Origin of the sequence: Streptomyces sp. NBC_01244, assembly GCF_035987325.1 — a bacterium.
Lineage (GTDB): Bacteria > Actinomycetota > Actinomycetes > Streptomycetales > Streptomycetaceae > Streptomyces.
Genome location: NZ_CP108489.1, coordinates 277,709 through 300,239 on the forward strand (window position 1 = coordinate 277,709; position 22,531 = coordinate 300,239).

Sequence of the window (22,531 nt, forward strand, 5' to 3'; positions counted from 1 at the left end):
CCGCAGGACGCCGGGTCGTTCCGGATGCACGCCGTGCCCCGTGCCGGAGACGCTCACGCCCATCGCCCCCGGTTGCTGCAGTCGGGTGTCCACAGCCCCCGGGCATCACCCCCGGTGCCGCATCAGTGCCTCTCGCACGGTGGTGATGGCTATGCGCTCTTGCTCCAGGCGTAGGTGCGGCCGGTAGGTGCCGGTCCGCAGGTCCTGGTAGAGGCGGGCCTCCTCGGGTGTGAGGTTGGTCAGGCCGTCGCGTGCTTGCGTCTTCTCTTGGCTCCAGTGGGACTTGTGTGCGAGAAGGGTGGCGCGGTCCATGAGTAGTGACGTGGTGTGCGGGAAGCATGCTCGGACTTGGTCGAGGATGGCGAAGCCATGGGTGTCGATGTCGCCCCAGTAGCAGAGGTCGACGTCGTCGAGCCAGGGCAGGTGACGCAGCAGGGCAGCGGCGTATCCGGAGCCGAGAATGGCGATGGCGTCGGGGACCGGCGGGAGCGAGAGATAGGTGATCTCGTTCTCGAGGACGAAGACCGTGCGTACCCTCGGGGGCCACTCGGCCAGTTCCTGGGCGCGGACGGTGAGTTCGCTGAAGGGCAGGGGAGAGGCGCCGAGGTAGCGCAGGCGGATGTAGACGGGCTTGGTGCGGAAGCCGTAGCGGGCGGCGAGATCATTCTTCGGGGCGCCGGTGTCTATGCGGTTCTCGGGGAGGGCATGGTCGAGGAGCTCCGCGAGGATCGCCTTGTGGGTCTCGATGAACTTGGTGTCCACGCCGGGGACGTCGATCTCGCGCAGGTAGACCTGTTGTGCGCTGTGGTCGCGGATCCAGCGGACGGTGCGCACGAGCTGGTGCCAGGCCGCGGTGTGCACGAGGACCTTCATGGGGTGGTCGGTCATCCACCGGGCGAGGCCGGGGTAATGAAGTGCGGTGTGCTCGTACAGGGTGTGGAAGCGGTCGACCAGGTCGGTGACGCCCAGCAGTGCCCATAGGGCGAGGCGGGTGTCGACCCAGGCCCGGGCTGGCACGGTGTGGGAGGGAAGGCCGTTGCGGCCGCCGATGGATCTGGTCTGGAGGCGCAGTTGGGGGTGAAGGCCGGGGGCCCAGGACTGCGCCCAGGCGAGTGCCTGCTCGTAATGGTGCAGGGTGTCGGCTGCGGTCGGGCCCTTGAGCGGCACGGCGATGGGTTCGAAGGGGTGTCCGCCTGCTGCGGCGGCGAGGTAGCGGCCGCTGGTCCACTTGCGACGCAGGGTCTCGACAACGTCCTCGGGGCGGCTCCACCCGGCCGGTGTCATGACTGCTCCGCGGGCGGCTGGTGGGCCTGCCGGGCCGCTTGTTTGTGGGCGCGGAACTCCTCGATGGTGAGGTTGACCAGGCGGGAGCGGGTCTCGTCGGGCTTGTCGACGTAGCCGACGCGGGTGACGTGGGGCTCGATGACGTGCAGCTTCTGGAGCGGGGTGATGACAAGGAGCTGCAGGCCCAGACGCTGGAACAGGTCGAGGGCGAAGTGGGCGGAGGAGTCGTCTCCGCGTCCGAAGGCCTCGTCGATGGTGACGAAGTGGAAGGTCTTGGCCTTGGCGGTGGTGGGGTCGATGCGGAACTGGTAGGCGAGGGAGGCCGCGAGGACGGTGTAGGCGAGCTTTTCCTTCTGGCCGCCTGACTTTCCGCCGGAATCGGGGTGGACCTCGTGCTCGTTGCCGGTGCCGCGGTCGAGCTCGCTGGCGGAGAAGACGAACCAGCGCCGCACGTCGGAGACCCGGGCGGTCCACCCGGCGTCGACTCGGGTGTGGTCGGCACGGCCCTTGAACCGATCGAGGAGCGCTTTGACCTGGAGGAACTTCTCCTCGGTGTAGGCGTCGCCGGTGTCGTTGGAGAGCGCTTCGCTGCTGCAGGCTCGCAGGTCGTGCTGGAACTCGCGGATCTCTCTGTTCAGCGTGGGGGCGGCGTTCAGCTGGATGTAGCGGCCCGGGTTGTAGTCGATGCCGGCCAGCGAGTCGTTGATCACGTCGATGCGATCGCGGATCTGCTGCTCCTGGGCGGTGAGCCGGCCTTGAAAGGAGGCGATGTCCCGGATGACATTCGTACGCAGGTAGAGGAGAAACTGCTGCTCGAAGCGGGGCAGGTCCTCGTTGGTGAGATGGCGGTGCAGGGATCTGTAGCCGACGGCCGACTCCATGGAGTTGTCCAGTTCGGTGGTGTGGGCCGGGTATCTGCCGCGGAAGGCGGTCATCAGCCCGATTGCCTGGTTGCTCGCCTGGCGCAGGGCGTCGTTGCGTCTGCCGATCGTGCGCTGCAGTTGTGCTTCGGCGTCGCGCTCGGCGGTGTCCAGGTCCTCCAGGCGGCTGTCTTCGCTGCCGGCCGCAGGCAGGAACCGGCTCAGGGCGCTTTCGTGCTCCGCCAGGGCGTCGAGGTCGCACTTCGCCAGCAGGCTCGTGGTCTTCTCCAGCAGCGTGGTGGTGCCCTCGGTGTCGTGGCGGAGCGCGCCCAGTTCTTCCTGGCCCTGGCCGAAGGCCTCCTCGCTCTGCTTGATGTCGTTCCTGGTTTGCTGGAGCTGAGAGGTGAGCGCGTCCAGGCCTGCTTCGGCCTCCAAGGTGCGTTTTTGCCGTGCGAGCTCTTCGATGTCGGCAACGCTGGCCGGCCAGTCGAGTTCCGCGTAGGCGGTGACGCTGGTCAGGAGGGTGAGGGCGCCGTTGGTTTTGGCGCGGGCCTTTTGCCGCGTCTCGAGTTCGCGGGTGGCGGCGGTGAGGGCGGCGCTCTCGCGGGTGAGGCGGTCGGCGTCGGCGAGGAGGGCGTCGAGTTTGGTCTGGTTGCTCCAGCCCAGCACCCAGTTGCGCCGGTCGTCGATGCGGTGGGTGTCGTTCTTCTCGTGGCGGCCCCCGCCGGCCTTGACCAGGCCTTGCCGGGTGACGGCGGGCCGGGTGGCGCGGGTGAAGGTGTCCAGGTCTTCGGCGCACAGGTAATCGGCGCGGGCGCGTAGCCGTGCGGCGAGCCAGTCGCGTGCCCAGCTGTCGGACTTGAGGTCGAGTTTGCCGGTCAGCAGAGTGCGGTCGTCGGGCAGCACGGTGCGCGGAGTGTCGGCGGGAATCTCGTAGTAGACGATCCTGATTCCCAGGTGACGGCCGTTGACCCAGGACGAGACCGCATCGTAGTGAGTGTGCGGGACCAGCAGGGACAGGGCGAACCCGCGCAGGACGCGTTCGGCGGCGCCGGCCCAGGCGGCCTCGTCGTCGCGGACCTGGATCAGCTCGCCGGCGAACGGCAGGACGTCGATGCCGACGCCGGTGGCGGAGGCGAGTTCGCGGCGCAGGTCCAGCAGATGGGCGGGAATGCTGGAGCGCTGCTGCTGCAGGCTGGTGATCTCGCGTCGCATCTCGTCGGTCGCGGCGGTGTTGTCGCGGCGCGCGACGGCGAGGCCGTCCAGTTCCTCGCGGCTCTGCCGTTCCTGTTCCCCGGCCCGGGTACGGGCGGCGGCGATCTGCTCCGTGCGCTCGTGGAAGGAGGCGGAGTCGGTGACCGGGTCCATGCCTGCTTGCGCGAGCCAGTCGTTGTACTCGCTGGCGCGGTCTCGGCGCCGCTTGCGGTCGCGGCCCAACTCATCGATCCGGCCGGTCAGCAGGACGAGCTTCTCCCCGCCGGCGCCGTCGATGCGGCGCTGCAGACCGTCGGCCGCACCGCGCAGCTGCTCCAGTTGTCGCGCGCGGGTGGACTGAAGTTCCTCCAGTTCCATCGTGCGGGCACGCAGGGCCGTGTGGCGTGCGCCGAGGAGGCGCTGGCGATGACCGGCGAAGAACGCGGGGACGGCGCCGCGGTGCCTTTCCAGGATGGTGAGGTCTTCCTGGAGGTTGTCGTACCGGGTGCACGCCTCGACGATCGGGGTCAGGCCTTCGATCATCTGGCGGGCCCGCACCACTTCGTTGTGGCTGGCGGTGAGTGCGTCGAAGTGAGCGACGATTTTGTCGACGGCTGCCTGCGCGTCGAACGGCTCCAGCATCCGCTCGCGGACGAATTCGTCCAGGCTGCCCACGGCCTTCATCGACACCGTCTGATGGAACAGCTCCAGAGCCTGCTCGCCGGGGATGCCCAGGCCGCGGCGCAGCGCCTTGCCGTACTGCGTGTACGCGTTGCCGTGGAGGGTGGCACCACGCTGTTTCAGCTGCCGACGCAGGTCGGTGATGTCGGTGCCGAAGCCGGTGAAGTCGCTGTCGATGGACAGCGGGTGCTCGGCGGTCAGATAGAACCGCTCCGGCTGCCCGGTACTGGTAGGAGAGGTCCAGTAGAAGACTTGCGCGAGTGTGAGGTGGGTACCGAGGGCGTAGTTGGTGAAGACGCCCAGGATCACGCTGTAGGAGGCATGGCCGCGCAGCCCCACGGGGCGCGTACTGCCCGTTGCTTCGACACGTTCGTTCCGATAGTGGCCCAGGACGTAGGAGCGCAGGTCGCGTTCCTTGGCCTCGGCACCCGCCGCCTTGTTGTAGTCGATCTTGTGGGCGGGCAGGAGCAGTGTCGTGATCGCGTCCACCAGGGTGGACTTGCCCGAACCGACACCGCCGGTGAGCAGCGCGCTGTGCCCGTCGACGGCGAACGTGCGGGTGGTGCGGTGGAAGGTGCCCCAGTTCAGCACCTCCAGGCGGGCGAGCCGGAATCCGGGGCCGACGTCGTAGGTGTGTGCCGGGCCGGGCGCCGTCTGGTGGGGGATGAGCGCCGCCGGGCCGGTGGTGAGAGTCATGCGTCGTCCTTGACCGTGGTGGAGACAGCGCTGCGGTAGGTGGCGAGGAGGTCGCTGAAATCGCTCAGAACCTGGGCGTCGACCAGGGCCTTGAGGTGCCGCCGTACCTCGTAGGTTGCGGTCTGCTTCGTCGGGCGCAGCACCTTGAGGTCGACGAGCTTCCTTATGTGGGCGTCGATCTGGTCGACGAGCTGGGCTTCGTTGCCGCGTGGGGGCAGGAAGCTGCGGACCATCTCGACCAGGTCCTGGCGGCTCAGCACCAGGCGCGGATCGACGGAGCCGGCGTCGCTGTCCGCCAGCCGCCCGCGCAGCAGGACGAGCATCAGGCTGACGGGGAAGGAGAGCCGGTGCCGGGTGACCAGCCTCGGCACGGTGGTCCCGTCGTCCCGGGCCTCACTGTCCTGCTGGCGCACGTAGGCGTAGCCCTCGGCGCGGTCGACGACGACATCGAGGCCGATCACGCCGAGGTAGTCGCCGATCGCCGCCTGCTGGGCGAGGATCTGCTCCCACACCAGCGGAGTGTCGCCCTGGTAGAGCACGCCCGCCTTCAGCAGGTGGACCACGGGGGCGGTGAGGGCATCGCTCATCGAGGGTCGGCCTTTCCGGCGGCCGTGCCGCCCGCGTTGCGTACGAACATCACATGCGGCACCTCGGCCCGGGCGTGGCCCGGTGCCCCCACACGCGGGTAGACCAGGACATCGGTATGCCCTGGGTCCACGCTCACATCCAGATCGGGATGCTGGATGCGGAAGTAGCCGAGCAGTTCCGCGAGCCCCAGGGTCAGCGGATGGTCCTCGACGACAGCGGCCAGGGCCGCCTGGCCGTGCGGGCTCGCGGCGACCGCGTCCAGGACGTGGCCGGCCAGCAACTCGGTGTCCACGTGGATGCCGGCGAACAGCTCCGTGAGATCCGCCTCGGTGTCGTCGGAAGGCCCTTGCACGGTGGTGTCCAACTCGACGCGTTCGACCGGCATGTACAGCCGGCGCTCCATCGGCAGCGCGATGCCCGCCTGGGGCATCTCCAGCTCCATGCCGGGCAGATCCGCCATGTCGCCCAGGGCGGTGACGTGGCGCTGGACGGAGCGCACCAGCGCCAGCACACGCTGGTCCTCCGCCCGGCTTCGGTCGACCAGGAACCGGCGCAGCTGTTCTGTCAGCTGCCGGACGGTGTCCTGGGTGTTCTCCGCCGCCTCCAGCCAGGCGAACGGAACCTTCAGCAGGGTCCGGTCGGTTCTGCCCTCCAGCTGCGGCAACTGGGTGACCTGCTGCAGCAGTTCCCGTAGCTCCTGCTGGCGGCGTGGGGAGAGGAGGTAATCGAAGAACGCTTGGAAGCTCTGCCCCTGGTCGGACTGGGCGATCTCGTCGCGCTCCAGCAGGAAGTCGGCCAACTGCTCGCCCTTTCCGCCTTCCGCGGTCGCCACTTGCCGACGCAGCCGACGGTCCAGTTCCCGCAGATTCGCCTCCACCTCACGGAAGTCCCGCAGGAGTTCGACCGCGATGCTCTCCACCTGCTGGTAGCGGTCCAGCAGGGCCAGCGGGGAAAGGAGTTCCACCTCTCCGGTGAGCAGCCGGGCGATCTGGGCGTCGAGCGCATCACGTTCCCGGCGCAGTTCGTCGATGCGCGCCTGCGGGTCGGTCTGCGCCCCGAAGGCCATCTGCCGAAGAAGCGTGACGACGGTGTTCAGGCGGGACTCGGTCCCGATGAACGAGCGTGCCGGCAAATCCCGCACCCAGGCCACGGCCTTCTCCAGGGCCGTGGTCGCATCGAAGTGCGCCTCGTCCTCGCCGGGCGGGTAGTACTTACGCAGCCAACCGCTCTTCGTCCACTCCGCCAGATAGCCGCCTGCGGTCCGCGGAAAGGAGCCGGGCTCGCGCTCGTTGAGGAGGTAGAGCTGATCGTCCAGCCGGGACTCCAGCACGCTCTCGGGCACGCCGCGCGCGTTCTCCTCGACGAACACCGTGCCGCAGAAGGACAGCACTAATGTGGCGTTGTCCGCGCGCAGTAGCACCCATGCCGGGTGGCTGGTGAGAGCCGTGACCTGATCGAATTGCATGCAACCCCCGGTCGCGCACCTGCGGTTTCCGTATCCACCCGGAATGGAGCGGATACGGAAACCTTAAAGACGGGCACTGACAAAACCCGGAAAATGGAACAATTATGCGAATTAATCGAGATGCCGGGCGTCGGGCGGCAGCATCGTGTGGGATCAGGCGGCGACGCGGTGCTGGGCAAGCTTGTCCAGCATGATCTGGTTGGCTTCCCAGCCGTCCGGGAACTTGGCGCGCACGGACAGATGCACCGGGTCGGTCGAGGGGTGGCTGTCCAGAAGATCGGCGATGCCCTCGCGGGCGACGACGATGCACGCCTGCCGGTGGCGGGAAGCGAGCACGCACAGTCGCCCGGCCTCCAGATGGAAGGCGCTGGCGTCCCGGCGGCCGGACAACGGGTGCACGACGATGACGACTTCGAACTCGCGGCCCTGTAGCCGGTTCGCGGTGTCCACTGCCACGCCCGGCGCGCCGGGGCTGCCGGTCCGGGCGAGCGCGGCCCGGACCAGGTCAGCCTGGTCGCGGTGGGCGACGCCGATGGCGATGTCGCGGGGTTCCAAGGGCCGGCCGCCCGGGTGGCGCTCGCAAGTGGCAACCGCTCCGCGGTCCAGCAGCCTGCCGGCGAGGTCGGCGGCGGTCTGGAGGGTCTCGGTGTCGGTTCGCGGAACGTGCCGGCGGCGCAGTTCGTGCAGGGCCCAGCCGGTGGTGAACGCCTGGACGAGGGTCTCGTCCAGGTCGGTGCGGGCGAACCCGGCGGTGCGGAACCCCAGGGCACGCGTGTCTTCACCGGTTCCGGCGGTGAAGTGGGTGAATGGGTAGAACGCCCGGGCGATGGTCGGTGCGGCCGAGAGCGGCAGACGCCAAGACACCGGCAGCCGGTGCACGGGAATATTCTGATTGTGCTCCAGCATCACGCTGACACCGTTCTGCGTGGGGTCGTGCGGCAACCCGATCCAGCGCTCGGTGCCAACGATCGCGAACGGGTCCAACTGGCCGGGGTCGCCGACGAACAGGCCCCGCTCGAAGCGTTCGACGATCTGCAACAGCATGTCCGAACGCATCTGGTAGGCCTCATCCAGGATCGCCCAGCCGAACCTGGCGTCGCGGACGGTGGCCCACTTGGCGGCGGTTCCGACGATGATCCGGCACCCGGCCAGGTCGGCCAGGGTGCGGCCGACGATGGTGCTCGTCAGGGCACCCAGGGCCGGTGACGGGGTGTAGCCGGTGGCACTCAACCGTCCGACGGCGATGCCGGGATGCTCCCTGGCCAGACGCATGACCAGGTCGTCGACCTGGTTGTTGGTCTGGGCGACGATGATCGGGCGCTCGCCGCCTTCGGAGAGCTCCTGGGCGGCGCGGGCCACCAGGGTGCTCTTGCCGGCGCCCGGCGGGGAGTCGACGACCACGGCCCTGTGACGCCCGTCGGCCATGTTCGCGAGGATCGCCTCGGTGGCAGCGGCAGCGGCCGTTGCAGGGTCGGGCACGACCCGTTCCGGTGTCATGCTGGTGTCAGTCCTCATTGCCCCACTCCTCTGCTGCGGCGTCCTCGGGAACGGCGGAATCGGTGTCGCTCTCGTCCGTGGCACTGTGGGTCCACGGGGCGGCGTCGGAGGCCGGGAACTGCGGTGCCGGGCGCCACCCCGGGTCGGGCAGGTAGGCGACGGGCTGGCCCGACTCCGGGACGGTGCCCTGCTTCGGGACGCGGCCGCGTCCCATGCCGCCGGTGATTTCCACCGTGACCCGTGTGGTGTCGCCGTCGGGGAGGACGGAGACGATCATGGCCTTGTGGCCGGCCGGCTGGGACGGGCTGATCAGCTTGGTGTCGGCGGCCAGCCGCACGGGATCCTTGGTACGGATGGTGACGCGTGGCCGCGGCACCTGCCTGTTCTTGTCCGTGGTGACCGTCCGGCCGGGTTCGGCCTCCACGACCGTCCCGGCGAACGCCTCACCGGCGCTGCGCCGGTCGGCCAGCACGAAACGATCGTCGAACGCCATGTCGGACTCGAATTCGACCAGTGCGCGCTCCAGCCAGCCCAGCCGCCGGGCAGCACCGATCGCGGTGTCCCGCTTGCGCTGCGGAAGCCCGCCGGAGTCCCGGTAGTCCGAGTAGCCCGTGAATGCCTTGCAGTCACCCTCGAAGCGCTTGGCGGTCCGCGGTGCCTCGGGAACGGAGCGGAGCAGCGATATGGCCTGCCACACCATGCGCCAGGTGGGCTGGGTCTGTCCCGCGATCAGTTCCCGCAGTTCGGTCTCGGCGGTGGCCAGCGCGTGCGGGTCGTCGAGCGTGCGGGCCGTGTCGAACTTTCTGATCGCCGGGGCCAGGTCGCGGTTGTCGAACTCGGGGGAGGTCGCCGGGCCCGCCGGCGGGCACACGTCCGGGTTCTCCGCATCGGCCATGGCCTGCTCGACGCTCAAGCCCGACGGAGGAGCGATCCAGGCCATGAGAGAGGCGAGGTTCTGGTCTTCGAGCGTGCTCTGCCCGGTCGCCCAGTGCTCGGCGAGCATCCCGGTGACGGGCAGCAGCATGGAGGTGCCGGCCTGTTCGGCCCTGTCTGCCAGGAACGTCAGCCACATGCCGAACTCCGGTACGACATCCGGCACCGCGTAGAGACCGGACGTCGCGCGGAACCGGCACATGCGTCCCAGATCGGCCAGGGCTTTGACGCCGCCGGGGTTGGGTACCAGGATCTGCGGTGCGTCGGTGTACCGGGAACGCTCGCCTTCTCCGCGGCGGTCCTGGCGGAAGGAGTCGATGTAGTCCATCACGATCTGGCCGAGGCCGGCGGCGAACGCGAACCGCTGGTCCCGGTTGCGGGGCTGGGTCACGACCAGCAGGGTCCCGCTCCTCTTGGCGGAGCCGACCATCGCGGCCAAGGGCGCTCCGGCCTCGCCGGCCATGGCCAGCGGGACGATCACCAGCGGCCGGGCGGACAGATGCCGGTGCCGGAACTCGGTCAGGGGCACCGCCTGCATCGACTCCATCGCCTGCACGTGCGCCAGCGCCGACAGCGTGCTCATGCCACACCCCCGAGGTCATCCAGTTCGGTACGCAGCCGTGCGGCGTGCCGCAGGGCCGCGGCCATCTCCACCTGGTCCTCGCTCGGCTTCAGTTCTCCGCGCGCCAGCCCCATGACCATGGTCGTGGTGTCGATTCCACCGAACTGGTCGCGCACCACCGGCCCGAGGACATCCAGCGAGGCCTCCGCGCGGGCGCGGGCGCGGCAGTAGAACGCCATTTCGCAGTGGTTCAGGCAGTCCGGGCGGTACGTCGCGAGGACCTGGTCCAGCGCCTCGGTCAGCTCCTCGGCCGGGCGCCGGGGCCGATCCTCCGCGTCCGGGGCAAGGTCGAAGGTGAGGTCCTCGGGCAGCAGGTCCACCAGGTCCCCGATGCGTGCGATGCGGGACAGCTGACGCGTCAGGGCGGCCACCTGCTTGCGGGCGTCGACGAACGCTCCGGTCGGGCGGTTGGTGAAGTCCTTCGGCGCGACCAGCACGATCGTGTCGGAGACGACGTCCTTGCTGATGCCGGCCCGCCCGAGCAGGTCGCGCAGCGCGATGATGTAAGCGCACGCCTGCGTGGTCGCCGCCCGTACCTGGGTGGGGGCGGCCTGCTCGTCGATGATCGGGAAGCTCTTGATCTCCACGACGTGGAAGCGTCCGTCGATGCGGAAGGCCACCAGGTCCGGTTCCAGGTACGCCTTGTGCCCGCCGATCTGCAGGCACAGCATCGGGTGGTCGAACAAGGTGCCGTCGCCCTCGCCCCGGGCGGCCCGCAGCAGGACTTCCTCGGTGCGCTCATGGCGCTCCTTGGAACGGCCGTCGCCGCCGACGTCGTTCAGGTCCTGGTACCCCACCTCCGGCAGCGTCAGTTCCAGGGTCTCGCGCAGGACGCGCAGGAGCTCCGCGCAGCCGTTGTCCTTCACCATCGCCTCGAAGGCGTTGCCGCGGGTGATGGCGAAGGAGGACTGGCCGAAGGACGGGGGGTGGCCGACATGTGTGGCGATTGCGGCCTTGTCGGAGCCGGAGGCGTCCAGCAAAGCCCGCAGCGTGCAGCGCGGGTTGTTCTCCAGGGCCGCCAGCGACCGGGCGTTGTAGTCCAGGCGTTTCGCGGATCCGCGCAGTGCGGCGAGGCGGTCGTCGACTGGTTCTTTCACGGTCTCGTAGATCCTTGCGGGGGAGAAGAAGGATGCGGGAGATGGAAATCAGGCACGGGCGGACCGCAGATGTGTGACGCCCCGCAGGGGCGCGCCGAACAACTGCTCGTTGTCACCGAGGGACTTGCGGGCCTGCCGCGCGGCGGCCGCCCGGGTGGCACGGTCGGTGTCGGTATGCACGTCCAGCTCGGCCTGGGCGGCGCCGATCACCTGCTGCACATCCAGCGCGCCCCCGTGACCGGAGGCGATCCTCGGCATGGCGTCGGGGATGTTGACGGCGAAGCGCCACAGTAGCCGCAGGGCCTCCGGACTGGGCCCGTCCGCAGTGGACTCGGCTGAGGTATGCACCGCTTCGGCGATGCGGAGCGCGCCGGTGAGGAAGTCCACGCGCGGGGACAGCGGACCGATGACGCGGTGCTCCAGCGTCCAGGTGCTGATCGTGATCAGTGCCCGCACCGGTGTCAGCAGGTCGTGCGCCAGTGCCGGGCACAGGTAGTACGGCCGGGCTCCCGGACTGGAGCGGTAGGAGCGCTCCTCGTCCCGGCGCAGGCTGGAGAGCTTGGACGCGGAGAGCTCTCCCGGGAAGAACGCCTCGTGCACGCCGACGATCAGCTTGGGCGCGGCCGGGACCCCGAGGAGCATCAGGGCACGGTGGACGTGTTCGCGTGCCGGGAGCTGCGATCCCCGGGCGGCCGGAGCGGTTTCCGGTGCTGGGCGGGGCGGGGCAGCCGCAGGTTCGTCGGCGTCGATGAGGGCGTCCCAGGCCCGCTCGGCGCGGCGCAGCTGCATCCGCAGCTCGCCGGCCCGTTCGGTGTCACCGGCGGCGGCGGCGTCGCGGATCGCGCGGCGCAGGGTGCCGATGCTCTTCTCCAGGGCGTCCAGCGGATCACTCATGTACCAGACCTTACCAGAGTTCCAGAGTTTTCCAGACTTGTTCCTGTGATTCGGGTACAGTCAGGTCACCGAACCTCCGGCCGCGGCGGCGCAACCCGCGCCGCCCAGCAGGCCGTTCCTCTGGAGGCACCAGTGACGGGACGCGTTTTCCACACCTCCGACTGGCACTTGGGCCGCCAGATCGGCCGCCATCGACGTGACAGCGAGGTCGACGCCGTCCTGGACGAGATCATCGCCATCGCCGCGGACTACGGCCCCGACCTGATCGTTCACAGCGGCGACGTCTTCGACAGCCCCCGCCCCAGCCTGGACGACATGCGACGTGGGTCAGAGGCGCTCCGCCGCCTCGGCACGATCGCGCCCGTGGTCGTCGTCGCCGGCAACCACGACACCACTCGCGTCCTGGAGTTCCTGGAGTACGTCCTCAATGACATGGGCGTCCGCGAGGGAGACCAGGCCCGGGTCCGCTTCGCCACCGAAGCCCGCCCCGACCGACTGCTCCTCGCCGAGTACCCGACCAGGAACGGGGAGCTCACCCTGCGCATCGGCGCACTGCCCTACCTGCACCCCAACCGCTTCACCTACGACTTCGCTGACCCCGCCCTGACCACCGCGACCTACGCCGAGCGCATGCGCACCGTCCAGGCCGAGCTCTACCGCCGTCTGACCGCCGACCGAGGCCCCCGGGATGTCCTCGTCTACGCCGCGCACCTGTTCATCGAGGGAGCCCTCCCGTCCTACTCCGAGCGGCGGATCTCCCTGAGCACCGAGTACGCGGCTGCGGCCGCAGACCTGCCCGACGTCGGCTACGGCGCCCTCGGCCACATCCACAAACCCCAGCCCGTCGGCCGTGCCGGATTCCCCGCCTACTACGCCGGCAGCCCCCTGCAGATGGACTTCGGCGAGACAGGCGAAACCAAGGGCGTCGTACTCGCCGAGATCGGCCCGGGAACCAACCCCCGCATCGAACTCGAACCGCTTACCGCAGGCCGCCGCCTGGTCCGCCTCGAAGGAACCCTGGAACAGATCGCCCACCACGCCGCCCGTGTGGGGGACGCCTGGGTGAAAGCGGTGGTGAACGTCGACGTCTTCGACCCGTCCCTGCCGGCCACCCTCGCCAAGATGTTGCCGCGGGCGACGCTCGTCGACATCGACGAGCGCCGCACCGGCACAGCACACCGCGTGCTGGACCGGCAGACCTCCACCACCGAACTGCCCGACATCGACGACCTGCTGCACGACTACCTTGCGGACCGCGGCACAGGCGGTTTGGCCCTGGACCGAGCCATGACCGCCTTCACCCACCTGCGGGCCGAACCCGACGCCGATGATCCCGCACCGTGCTGCGAGCAGACGCTGCTGAGCGCGGCCATCGCCGGCCAGCCCCTCGACGCCATCGACCGCTCAAGCCTTCTCACCAGCACCGACACCACCGACGCGGAGACGACGCGATGAAACCGATGAAGCTCGCCCTCACCGGATTCCGCAGCTACCCCGCCCAGACCACCGTCGACTTCACCGGCAGGAGCCTGGTCGCGGTGCTCGGCGACACAGGCGCCGGCAAGAGCAGCCTGCTCGACGCCATCGCCTTCGCCCTGTTCCGCAAAAGCTCCTGGGACGCCAAGGAACCCCGGCAGCTTATCGCCGACGGCGCACAGGCCATGAGCGTCGAACTCACCTTCGTACACGACGGGCAGAACTGGCGTGTCCACCGCACCATGCACGCCACCAACCCGAACGCGGGCCGGCACCACCTGAAAAACCTGGACACCGGCGAGGAGACCGACGGCGCCACACCCGTCGACAACCGCATCAAGACGGTGCTGCAGATGAGCTACGACACCTTCCTGCGCGTCGGGATGCTCCCGCAGGGCAAGTTCGACCAGCTCCTCACTGCCGCTCCCAAGGAACGCAGTGAACGGCTCCGAGAACTATTCGGTGCTGAATCACTGGAAACCGTCCGGAACCTGGCCGTCCGCCACGGCCGCACACTCCAGCAACTGCTGAGCGACGCACGGGCCAAACGGGCCCCCATGCCGGACAACCCAGAGGAGGCGGCCGCAGCAGCCGGTGCGGCCGCCGACGCGGCCACAGCCCAGGCCGAACGCCTGGACACCGCCGTAGCCCGCATCACCGCACTGCAGGAAGAAGCCTCGCAAGCCCGGGACACCGCGGCGGCTGCCACCAGCGCCTCCCAGACCCTGGCAACACGCAAGGCGACCGACGCCGCCGCCGTCCTCGACACGCTTGACTCCGAGGCCACCGAACTCGCCGCACGGCGCGACACCCTCGACCGGCGTGCCGAGCAGGCTGCGGCCAGGGAAGAGGAACTGACCGGAGCGATCACCACGGCAGAGACGCAAGGAGAAGGGCGCGACGCCCTCGCCCATGCCGCGATACTCCTGAAGACCCTCGCGGAAACCGCCGAGGAACACCGTGGCGAACGCGACCGACTGGCCTCCCTCACCGCACAACTCGACGACGAGCGCGACTCCATCGCCACGGCCGAAACGGAACTGGCCGAACGCGCCGCACACACCCAAGCGACGGCGGAGGCAGCCCGCACCGCCGCCGAGAACAGTAAGCAGACCCGCACGTGCGCCACCGCAGCCCGCATCGCGGGGGACGCGGCCCTCTCGGCGGCCCGGCACATCGCCAACACCACGCGCGCCCACACCAGCGCGGTGGGCCGGCAGAAATCCGCCCACGAAGACCTCGGCCCGGCGGAGGCCATGGCAACCGCGGCCTGCGAAGACCTCACCGCGGCCGAGACACACCTGGAGGCGCTCCGGCTGCGGAAGAAGGCCGCTGCGATTGCCACTGAACTACACCCCGACGACGACTGTCCCGTATGCCACCGGCAGCTCCCGGCCGACTTCAACCCCGAGCAGGCCGACGCGCATGAGCTGACCGAGGCGAACACGCAACGAGAGCAGGCGAAGACCGCACACGACAAAGTCGTCGAGCTGCGCGCCGAAGCCCGCGCCGCCGTGGCCATCGCCGACCAAGCGGTACTCGAACGCGACCAGGAGCACACATGCGCACAGCAGACGGTGCGGGAGAACACCGAGAAGGCGGTACGAGCCTTCCGGAGTCTTGCGGCCCAGGCCGCCGAAGCAGGCACGGGCTTCGACGCCACATCAGCCTCAGCAAGGCTGACCGCAGCCACTACGGTCCTGGCCACCCCCGGCGCCGCACATCCTGAGCAGGACACAGCGGCGATCACCGACGCCATCTCCGCCTGCGAACACACGGCCACCGCACACGCCGAACAGCTGAAGGACGAAGAGCACCGCCGCACCGCCGGGATCGAAGCAGACCGCAGAACACTGGCAGAACGCACGAAGGCGCACTACCGCGACACCAAAGACGCATCCGCAGCTCACGAGCGCCGCACCCGGGCCGTGGCAAGGACCGCCGCCGACATCGGCATGCTTCCCGCTCGCATCCGGGCGATGCTGCCGCACGACCCGATCGACGTCGCCACCGCACAGACGGACGCCGCCACCACGGCCGTCACCGCCCTGCAGACCGAACTCCAAGAGCTGCTCGACCAGAGGGAAGCAACCCGAGCGGAGAAGAACGCGGTACTCGCCGACCAGCGCACCCTCGACCACGACACCCGAGCCCGCCTTGAACGCCCCCTGGAGAAACTGCGTGACAACCTGGACGCGTGGGCCCAGGCCGCCGTCCAGGCCAGCACACATCTCGATGAGGCTGACCGGCCGGCGCTGCCGGCAGCTCCCACGCAGCCGGCGATCGCCGAGGTCCGCCACTACGCCGCCGCCCTCTCGACGACGACCTCGGCACTCGGCGACAAACTCACCGAGCGAGCCGCTGTGGCGACAGAACGCGCAGCCGCCGCCGAGAGGCGTCTCGACGAGCATGCAGCCGCACTCGCCGACGTCGACGGCTTCGACGCCTCAGCCGACCTGACCACACCCAAATCACTTCACCCGCTCGTTGCCGCAGCCGCGCAGGCAGCCAAAGAGGCCGAAGACCAGCGCTGCAATCAGCGAGAAGCACAGGACCTGATCAAGCCGGCCGCTGACCTGGACTTCGCCATCACCGCGGGGGAAGCCCGCTATGAAGCCCTCGAGGTACTACGCCGCGAACTGGTTGACGCCAAGTTCCTGGGCCACCTCACCACGCTGCGAACCCGCGCATTGCTCGGCGTCGCCAGCGACCTGCTCGGGCAGATGTCTGACGGTCGATTCGGTTTCGCAGACGACTTCGACATCATGAGCCGCAGCTCCGGGGTCGCCCACCACCCGAATCGCTTGTCAGGAGGGGAGAAGTTCATGGCGTCTCTCGCCTTGGCCCTGGCGCTTGCCGAACTGCACTCCCGCAGCGGGCCGACTCTCGGCTCCCTCTTCCTCGACGAGGGCTTCGCCGCCCTCGACACCACCGCCTTGGACCTGGCACTGGAGGTACTGCGCGCTCAGGTCGGCGGTGACCGCCTGGTAATGGTGATCAGCCACCTGCACGCCGTCGCCGAGGCCGTCGACGATGTGCTGTGGGTGGAGCGGACCACCGCCGGCTCCTCCGCCCGGTGGCTCACACCGGCTGAGCGAGACGACATGGCCCAGAACGACCTAGCCAGCGGACTGCACTCCCAGGCGCGGTAGCCGCCACGGGGCACACGATCCATCGCCGCCCCCAGGGCCAGGCTTTCCCCCCGCTCGATTTCATCCCACACACAGCGGGCACCGACTGGCGGGCGAGTTGACCGAAGGACGTCCTGGCCGGCCTGACCGGTGACGCCTCCTGGAGGCTGGGCGCGCCTCTGACGGCGATGCCGATGGTGTCGGCGGCCGCCGCACGCTCCCGCTCCACCACCACCCCGGCCGCAGCCCCCGGCTCGGCAGGCGCCGCCCCGGCCGAGCCGGCGGTCCCTGCGCACCGCTCGCTGGCCGCGCCGAGACGGCGGTCGGGCCGGAGCAGGTAGCCGTTCCCGGATCCGGGAACGATGCCGCCCGGGGTGTTCCTGCAGGGCTGCGCCGGGTGGGTGTTGTGGTCCGGGGTACACGGACGCGGGGCTGGTCCTGTCGTTGATGGCCGGCGCCGTGGTCCTGAACAGCTTGTGGCGCTCGGGCTCCCTGGACCGCACCCTGCTGCCGCCTGTTCCCGGCGGCGTACCGGGCCGTTCGCGTTCGGCGGGGGCGAAGGCGGACCAGGAGCGGTCGATGCGGTTGTTGAAGGCGATCGACGAGGCCGCCGACGACGGGGAGCCGGGGGAGTTGTCGGAGTTCGAGCGCATCGTCCTCCATGGCGTGGCCGAGCTGCCGGGCCGGGAGTACCCGCCGCCGGGACACGGCTACCCCGCGCCTAGTCCGATCTTGAAGATGCCGCTCCTCCACCCTTATCTCGTGAGCCCGACACGGGTCGCGCTCTTCGCGCCTCGTCCTCGCGCTGCGCGGTGCCGGGGATCTCCTGGGCGAGATGCGGGAGGGGATTGGCCGTTGTGAAAGGGCGGATTCCCATTCCGATTGGGGTCCGATTGGCGTCTAGCCGCGAGTTTAGGGGACTTGCCGGACAGCCGGACGGAATTGAAAAAACCACAGGAAACCGCAGGTCGTCGCTAACATGATGTTGCAACTGTCGGTGTTGCTGTTTGCCGGACAGCCTATCGGAGCCCATATTTGGTCCCAACGCCTCGCGTAGGCGGTGGCTTGCATTGGCCACCGCTATGCCCACGTGCAGGTCCCATGGCTTCTGTTGGTCCAGATCGCCGGGGAAAGATACCGCCTCCGTTGGCAGACGGAAACGCGGAATGAATAGCTCCACTTTCTCAGCCCCTCGCACCTAAGTGCGAGGGGCTCGGGGTCGTTTTTTAAGGGAACTTGCAGTGGCCCCCATTCGTATGTAGTAATCGTGGAAGTCGATGAGGGCCTGCCAGCTCTCCCGGCTGTTTTCCCGGCAAAAGATCTGGACCAACAAAAAAGAAGAATGGGAGAAGTGAGCGATATGAGTAGGTGGTCGCTGCGCCGCGCGCTGCGCGGGTGGGACCTGATGGTGTGCGGGGTCCGCAAGACCTGGAAGCGTCTCAAGCCGTCGAAGACGTTCGTGATCATCATCGTGATCGCGGTGTTCGCCGTGCTGGCGCTGGTGGCGTGCGGTGTGCCGCCGACGGTCAGCGTGGAGGTGGTCGCGGCCGTCCTGGGCGGTATCGAGGCCGTCCGTCGGCTGGCGGCGAAGACCCTGGTGGTCGCGCCCGGCGCCGCCGGCTAGTTGGACACCAGGATGCACAGCATCACTCCGGAGGCGGTGGAGCTCGTGGATGAGCTCCGCCGCCTGCGGGCTGCGCGGGGCAACCCGACGCTGTCCGCGATCTGCAACGCGACGGGCGGGTACGCCTCGGTCGCCACGCTCTCGCGCTTGTTCTCGGGCAAGACCCTGCCGTCCGAGGGCGCCGTGATGGCCACGGCGCGGGCGCTGTCCGACGACAACGGGGCCCAGGCGGTCGGCGAGTTGTACGACCGGGCGAGGAGGGCGTGGCAGCGCGCGCGGCCCTGGGCGCTGGAGCGCCGGCCACGGCTGCCGGTCGGCGGCCGGGCGCGCAAGCCGGACACCGATGTGGAGCGCTTCCAGGACAGTTTGAGGGGACTGGTGGCCAAGGCGGGGCTGTCGGTCCGTGAACTGTCCCACCTCTCCGGCGTGCCCAGGAGCACGCTCGGCGACGCCCTGAGCTGTCCACGGCCCCCGCAGCCGCGCGTGGTGGCGGCCATCGCCAGGGCGTGCGATGTCGAGGTGGGTCCGTGGGTCAGCGTCGCCCGCAACGTCTTCTACACCAGCAGGGCGGAGGAAGTCCGCGTGGTTGCCATCGGTGAGGTGCCGGCCCCGCGTTCCGAGGGGCCGAACCCCGAGCCCCGTGGAGGTGAGCGCCGTGCGGAGCAGCGCGGTGCGGACCCGAGCGGGTTCTCACCGTCGGGCGTCCTGATCGAGGCCGCCGTGACCCGGCCCCCGGCCGAGATCGCGGCGTTGGTGGCCCGCCTGAAGGCCGGAGGCGAGACCGAACTCGCCGCGCGGCTCCTGCAGACGGCGGCGAAGCAGCGCACGGTCGAGGACATCGCAGCCCTGGCGCTCGCCCTCCTGGAGACCGAGCAGGCCCCCGCCTCCGCCGAGCTACTCCCGCTCCCGGCATCACGCCAGCTGGTCGTGATGCCGGCGAAGCAGGAGGAGCACTTGGTGAGGCTGGCACGCAGGACGCCGGCCGCACGCCGCGCCTCGGGGTAGAGCGACCCCGGCGTAACCGGCGGGCCCACTGGCAACCCCGGCCAGGCGGGGCGCTGGGGCCGAGGTCTCCTTCGCCCGGCCAGGTCTACCCGCCGCCGGACCACGTACCGCGAGCGTGAACCGTAGGTCGGTGGCTGTTCCAGAATTCTGGAGCAGCCACCGACCCCACTACCGGGCCCATTCCGTCGCCTTCCCGCTCCCGGCACTGCGCGAGGGCCCGCACGCCCGCTTGAAAGGCCGCTGCGTCCCGCCCTGATGTGGAGGTCGCAGCTGCCTTCGCCGTGCCGGGTCACTCCGGGGACGATCGGGCTCAGGCGGCGCCGTCGGCGAGGAGCTGGGCGTAGTGCCGCTGCCAGTCCACCATCCAGCCGCTCTCGCCCGGGTTCCAGTCCGGATCGATGGCGGCGGGCGCGGACCGGGTCCTTGCCCAGCCCGCCAGGCCAGCGCACGTTGGTGAGCCACGGCCTGACCGGCTTTCCGAGCGGGTGCCGTGCCAGGGTGCGGCCAGTGTCCCGTGCGTCTGGTCGTAGGCCACAACCTGTTCGGCGGCCCTACGATGCGGGGCGCTATGCGTCCAGTCCAGACTCAATCTGGCTCTCATTTTGAAGCATCCACGTGATGAGGCGTGGGCCTGGTTGTTGCCGGCCACACTAGCCAGGGGAGTGGAGTGGTAGGCCTGCGCGTCCGGGATGGCATGGTACGAGTTCATTGTGAAGAATTGGGGGCAGTCGGGTGGCACTGGAGTTTCACCCTATGTAAGGAGTTGTCGTGACCAGCTTCGTCATCACGGTCCCGGGTACGTTCGTGTCGGACGTTGCCGATTCCGTGCCCCTTGCCGTCGAGCGGAAGTTGGCCCCGCGGCATACGGAGGTCAGTGCGAAGGAGGGGCTGCGCCTCCTGACCCTGAACGAGGACGGTACTTTCTCCATCCGGCTTGAGGTTGAGGCTCCGGACAAGTACGAGGCGGAGCTCGATGCCATGCGGATCGTCTCGGCAGCGCTGAAGGAGGCAGGCCTCTCAGAGTCTGATGCCCCGCTCGGTCCGCCGGCCGTGACCGGTATCGACAGCGGCTTGTGATCCCCTGTGAAGCCAAGCAAATCCGCCGAACCGGCCGGATGCGGTGCAAGACACGGGCCGAAGAGCCGGAAGAGTGGATGGGCTGTGGCGTCGAGCGAGACCCGAAGCGATCATCACCCTGGAGGGGCTGATGGAGACGAAGAGTGAGTGGCCGGAGCTGAGGGGGAAGCCGGTGGAGGAGGCCCGCGAGCAGCTCCGGGCGGAGTTCCCGGAGATTGTGGTCCATGTGGTGCCCGAGGGCAGCATGGTGACGATGGACTTCAACGAGCAGCGGGTGAGGCTCTTCGTGGAGGACGGCAAGGTGATCCGGGAGCCCAGGCGGGGGTAGTGGCTGTTGATAGCCAGGCCTGCGAAGCAGGCCTGGCCCGGAGGCGGATCAGGAAGGACCAGTGGTGGGGGAGCGGAGCGGACCCGCCCAACGGGCCGTAGGCCCGGACCCCGTGAAACGGGGTCACCTCCCGCGCGCAGCGCGGCCGTTCGGTCCTAAGCGCGCAGGTACCCGCTTCGGTGTCGTGGGGTGCTTTGGTGACTCAGGCTTCGATCCGTGTCCAGGTATCGCCGCCGCGGATCCAGAGGACGCCGTCACGCCCCTGAGCGCAGCGCATGACTACTGGCCCTGGCAGGGCGAGTCTCTCCCGGGAGGTGATTATCCAGGCGTCGTTGATGAGTTCTGCGCGGCTCAATTCGACGTCGGGCCGGTTGTGGAATCGGTGAGTGAGGATCATTCGGGTGCCACGGACCGCGATGCCGTCGGTGTCCTTGTGGGGGTTGCTGTAGTTGGTGATGTCGCCGGTGGTGGGGTCGACCCGGGTCAGGAATGCGCCTTCGTGGCTGTACCAGGCGAGCCAGACGGTGGCCTTCTCGGTGGCAGCCGCGCTTCCCCCGAGGGGCCATGAGGGAAGCCGTCCCTGCGGGCCCCAGGTGTGGGTACCGTCGGTGTTCCAGCGGGCCAGTCCGGCGCTGGTCACTGGGTGGTCACCGTAGATGCCTTCGTCACCGTATGAGGTCCAGATGTCGCTGTTGCGGTCGCTGATGATGTAGTCGATGTCATCGCCGATGCAGAGGTGACTTACCGGGTGTCCCCCGGGGGAATACACCACCGCGTTCCTGTCCCAGTTCCCGTCCTGGTCTCGGCGTGTACGGCCTGACGCCAGGAGGAACCGCGACCACGAGAGCAGAGCCAGGTGGCTGGTCCATGCGGGTATACGAGTTACGTGTGTCCGGCGTTCGACTCCGTCCGAGACCACCACGAGGATGCCGTCACACGGAGCCACCACACCCCATCCGACCCATCCCTTGATATACGGGGAACGGTCAAGGTTCTGCTCCTGAACCAGCATCACGCCGAGTTCGCTGTTCGGCCCGGCGCTCCAGCACAGGGCCCGCCATCCAGCTCGGGCATCCTCGGAGGACAAGCTCCATATGATGGGCAGTTCGCCAAGAGTCATCGGCATTCACCTTTTTGACTCCAGGCCCCAACAGGGCCCGAAGAGATCTATGTTACCGGGCGCCGGTCCAGAGCGTTTCGACCGGGGACCCTGCCTGCTGTACTCAGGCCAGCAGAGGGATGGCTTCACCCGACGGGCCAGGGGCACCCCCTCGGGGTGGCCTGGTGAGGGGTGTGTTTAGTGTCTTGGGGTGATCCAGCCTCTTTCTGGTCCTCCTACGTGGAGGCATCCTCTTGCCGCGTTCATCCTGGTCTTTTTGATATCCGCCTTCTGGTATGGGCTGCAGCCGGTCCCTCAGGGGTGTGTCCTGCTGCATGGCGGCGGGACCAGCTGGCAGGAGGCGTATCGGCAGGCTCTTGAGTCGGGGGGTGTGTGAGGAGCCGGCGCGTTGGAGGACGTGGATCGAGTGACCCCGGATGCGCCGCTGCTGCTGGCAGCCCGCGGAGCAGGCTGGTCCTGGAGGCGGAGCCGGAAGGGCCCTGGGTGGGGGAGCGGAGCGGACCCGCCCAGCGGGCCGTAGGCCCGGTCCCCGTGAAACGGGGTCACTCAGGCCCGCGGAGCGGGCCGTTCGGGTGGAGTGAAACGGACCCGAGCAGTCCGCAGCAAAGCCAGGCCGAAGCGAAGCGGAGGACTCCCTCCCCCGAAGGGGGAGGCGTGGGCCTGTGAAGCGGGCCGGCCCGAGCGCGGAGCGCTTCGGTATCTCTGGGGGCCAAAGGCCCCCAGCCCGGAGCGAAGCGGAGGGCTTCCTCCCCGGAGGGGAGGCACTGGCTCGCGGAGCGAGCCCCCCGAGCGCAGCGAGGGCCCTCAATCCGAGGCGCGCAGCGCCTCGGTATCTCTGGGGGCCAAAGGCCCCCAGCCCGGAGCGAAGCGGAGGGCTTCCTCCCCGGAGGGGAGGCACTGGCTCGCGGAGCGAGCCCCCCGAGCGCAGCGAGGGGTTTCAGTCCCCAGCGCGCAGCGCT

Annotated in this window: 16 protein-coding genes; 6 read left to right on the plus strand and 10 right to left on the minus strand. The window is 69.1% G+C overall.

Features of this window, described 5'->3' with window-relative positions:
* Window positions 1-105: 105 nt before the first annotated feature.
* The 8 genes from OG247_RS43505 to OG247_RS43540 all read right to left on the minus strand — a co-directional run bounded on the left by OG247_RS43505 (window position 106) and on the right by OG247_RS43540 (window position 11,811).
* Complete coding sequence (locus OG247_RS43505) at window positions 106-1,284, minus strand: Wadjet anti-phage system protein JetD domain-containing protein (protein ID WP_327258042.1); 1,179 nt, start codon at window positions 1,282-1,284, stop codon at window positions 106-108.
* On the minus strand, window positions 1,281-4,715 hold the full coding sequence (locus OG247_RS43510) for an ATP-binding protein (protein ID WP_327258043.1): 3,435 nt from the start codon (window positions 4,713-4,715) through the stop codon (window positions 1,281-1,283). Before OG247_RS43510 ends, OG247_RS43505 begins: the two co-directional genes overlap by 4 nt.
* On the minus strand, window positions 4,712-5,302 hold the full coding sequence (locus tag OG247_RS43515; protein ID WP_327258044.1) for a DUF4194 domain-containing protein: 591 nt from the start codon (window positions 5,300-5,302) through the stop codon (window positions 4,712-4,714). The genes OG247_RS43510 and OG247_RS43515 overlap by 4 nt, the downstream gene beginning before the upstream one ends.
* On the minus strand, window positions 5,299-6,768 hold the full coding sequence (locus tag OG247_RS43520; protein ID WP_327258045.1) for a DUF3375 domain-containing protein: 1,470 nt from the start codon (window positions 6,766-6,768) through the stop codon (window positions 5,299-5,301). The genes OG247_RS43515 and OG247_RS43520 overlap by 4 nt, the downstream gene beginning before the upstream one ends.
* A gap of 153 nt (window positions 6,769-6,921) precedes the next feature.
* Window positions 6,922-8,283: an AAA family ATPase gene (locus tag OG247_RS43525; RefSeq protein WP_327258046.1), complete on the minus strand. Its 1,362-nt coding sequence runs from the start codon at window positions 8,281-8,283 to the stop codon at window positions 6,922-6,924.
* On the minus strand, window positions 8,273-9,781 hold the full coding sequence (locus tag OG247_RS43530; RefSeq protein WP_327258047.1) for a hypothetical protein: 1,509 nt from the start codon (window positions 9,779-9,781) through the stop codon (window positions 8,273-8,275). Before OG247_RS43530 ends, OG247_RS43525 begins: the two co-directional genes overlap by 11 nt.
* On the minus strand, window positions 9,778-10,917 hold the full coding sequence (locus OG247_RS43535; protein ID WP_327258048.1) for a hypothetical protein: 1,140 nt from the start codon (window positions 10,915-10,917) through the stop codon (window positions 9,778-9,780). Before OG247_RS43535 ends, OG247_RS43530 begins: the two co-directional genes overlap by 4 nt.
* Before the next feature lie 48 nt (window positions 10,918-10,965).
* On the minus strand, window positions 10,966-11,811 hold the full coding sequence (locus tag OG247_RS43540; RefSeq protein WP_327258049.1) for a hypothetical protein: 846 nt from the start codon (window positions 11,809-11,811) through the stop codon (window positions 10,966-10,968).
* A 132-nt stretch (window positions 11,812-11,943) separates the two neighbouring features.
* Between OG247_RS43540 and OG247_RS43545 the strand changes: the two genes are divergently transcribed.
* The 4 genes from OG247_RS43545 to OG247_RS43560 all read left to right on the plus strand — a co-directional run bounded on the left by OG247_RS43545 (window position 11,944) and on the right by OG247_RS43560 (window position 19,047).
* The gene (locus OG247_RS43545; protein WP_327258050.1) at window positions 11,944-13,266 is read left to right on the plus strand and encodes a metallophosphoesterase family protein; all 1,323 of its coding nucleotides are present in this window, start codon (window positions 11,944-11,946) and stop codon (window positions 13,264-13,266) included.
* Window positions 13,263-16,439: an SMC family ATPase gene (locus OG247_RS43550; RefSeq protein ID WP_327258051.1), complete on the plus strand. Its 3,177-nt coding sequence runs from the start codon at window positions 13,263-13,265 to the stop codon at window positions 16,437-16,439. Before OG247_RS43545 ends, OG247_RS43550 begins: the two co-directional genes overlap by 4 nt.
* A 1,330-nt stretch (window positions 16,440-17,769) precedes the next feature.
* Window positions 17,770-18,042 (plus strand): hypothetical protein, encoded by a 273-nt coding sequence (locus OG247_RS43555; RefSeq protein ID WP_327258052.1) that lies wholly within the window; start codon window positions 17,770-17,772, stop codon window positions 18,040-18,042.
* 12 nt (window positions 18,043-18,054) lie between these two features.
* Window positions 18,055-19,047 (plus strand): helix-turn-helix domain-containing protein, encoded by a 993-nt coding sequence (locus OG247_RS43560; protein ID WP_327258053.1) that lies wholly within the window; start codon window positions 18,055-18,057, stop codon window positions 19,045-19,047.
* Window positions 19,048-19,357: 310 nt separating this feature from the next.
* Here the strand turns inward: OG247_RS43560 and OG247_RS43565 are convergent, their stop codons facing one another.
* Window positions 19,358-19,648 (minus strand): hypothetical protein, encoded by a 291-nt coding sequence (locus tag OG247_RS43565; RefSeq protein WP_327258054.1) that lies wholly within the window; start codon window positions 19,646-19,648, stop codon window positions 19,358-19,360.
* Window positions 19,649-19,815: 167 nt separating this feature from the next.
* On the opposite strand from OG247_RS43565, the gene OG247_RS43570 reads away from it, so the two are divergent.
* Window positions 19,816-20,124, plus strand: a complete 309-nt coding sequence (locus OG247_RS43570) for a hypothetical protein (protein ID WP_327258055.1) — start codon at window positions 19,816-19,818, stop codon at window positions 20,122-20,124.
* Between the two features lie 130 nt (window positions 20,125-20,254).
* A complete protein-coding gene (locus OG247_RS43575; RefSeq protein ID WP_327258056.1) occupies window positions 20,255-20,452 on the plus strand; it encodes a serine protease inhibitor in 198 nt (65 codons plus the stop codon).
* A 202-nt stretch (window positions 20,453-20,654) separates the two neighbouring features.
* Here OG247_RS43575 and OG247_RS43580 read toward each other — a convergent pair whose 3' ends face one another.
* Window positions 20,655-21,572, minus strand: a complete 918-nt coding sequence (locus OG247_RS43580; protein WP_327258057.1) for a hypothetical protein — start codon at window positions 21,570-21,572, stop codon at window positions 20,655-20,657.
* Window positions 21,573-22,531 lie beyond the last annotated feature (959 nt).

What these genes read in the sequence shown, in the direction of transcription:
- OG247_RS43505 (WP_327258042.1), bottom strand. Translation starts at nt 1,284, where the DNA reads ATGACACCGGCCGGGTGGAGCCGCCCCGAGGACGTTGTCGAGACCCTG.
- OG247_RS43510 (WP_327258043.1), bottom strand. Translation starts at nt 4,715, where the DNA reads ATGACTCTCACCACCGGCCCGGCGGCGCTCATCCCCCACCAGACGGCG.
- OG247_RS43515 (WP_327258044.1), bottom strand. Translation starts at nt 5,302, where the DNA reads ATGAGCGATGCCCTCACCGCCCCCGTGGTCCACCTGCTGAAGGCGGGC.
- OG247_RS43520 (WP_327258045.1), bottom strand. Translation starts at nt 6,768, where the DNA reads ATGCAATTCGATCAGGTCACGGCTCTCACCAGCCACCCGGCATGGGTG.
- OG247_RS43525 (WP_327258046.1), bottom strand. Translation starts at nt 8,283, where the DNA reads ATGAGGACTGACACCAGCATGACACCGGAACGGGTCGTGCCCGACCCT.
- OG247_RS43530 (WP_327258047.1), bottom strand. Translation starts at nt 9,781, where the DNA reads ATGAGCACGCTGTCGGCGCTGGCGCACGTGCAGGCGATGGAGTCGATG.
- OG247_RS43540 (WP_327258049.1), bottom strand. Translation starts at nt 11,811, where the DNA reads ATGAGTGATCCGCTGGACGCCCTGGAGAAGAGCATCGGCACCCTGCGC.
- OG247_RS43550 (WP_327258051.1), top strand. Translation starts at nt 13,263, where the DNA reads ATGAAACCGATGAAGCTCGCCCTCACCGGATTCCGCAGCTACCCCGCC.
- OG247_RS43560 (WP_327258053.1), top strand. Translation starts at nt 18,055, where the DNA reads ATGCACAGCATCACTCCGGAGGCGGTGGAGCTCGTGGATGAGCTCCGC.
- OG247_RS43565 (WP_327258054.1), bottom strand. Translation starts at nt 19,648, where the DNA reads ATGAGAGCCAGATTGAGTCTGGACTGGACGCATAGCGCCCCGCATCGT.
- OG247_RS43575 (WP_327258056.1), top strand. Translation starts at nt 20,255, where the DNA reads ATGGAGACGAAGAGTGAGTGGCCGGAGCTGAGGGGGAAGCCGGTGGAG.
- OG247_RS43580 (WP_327258057.1), bottom strand. Translation starts at nt 21,572, where the DNA reads ATGACTCTTGGCGAACTGCCCATCATATGGAGCTTGTCCTCCGAGGAT.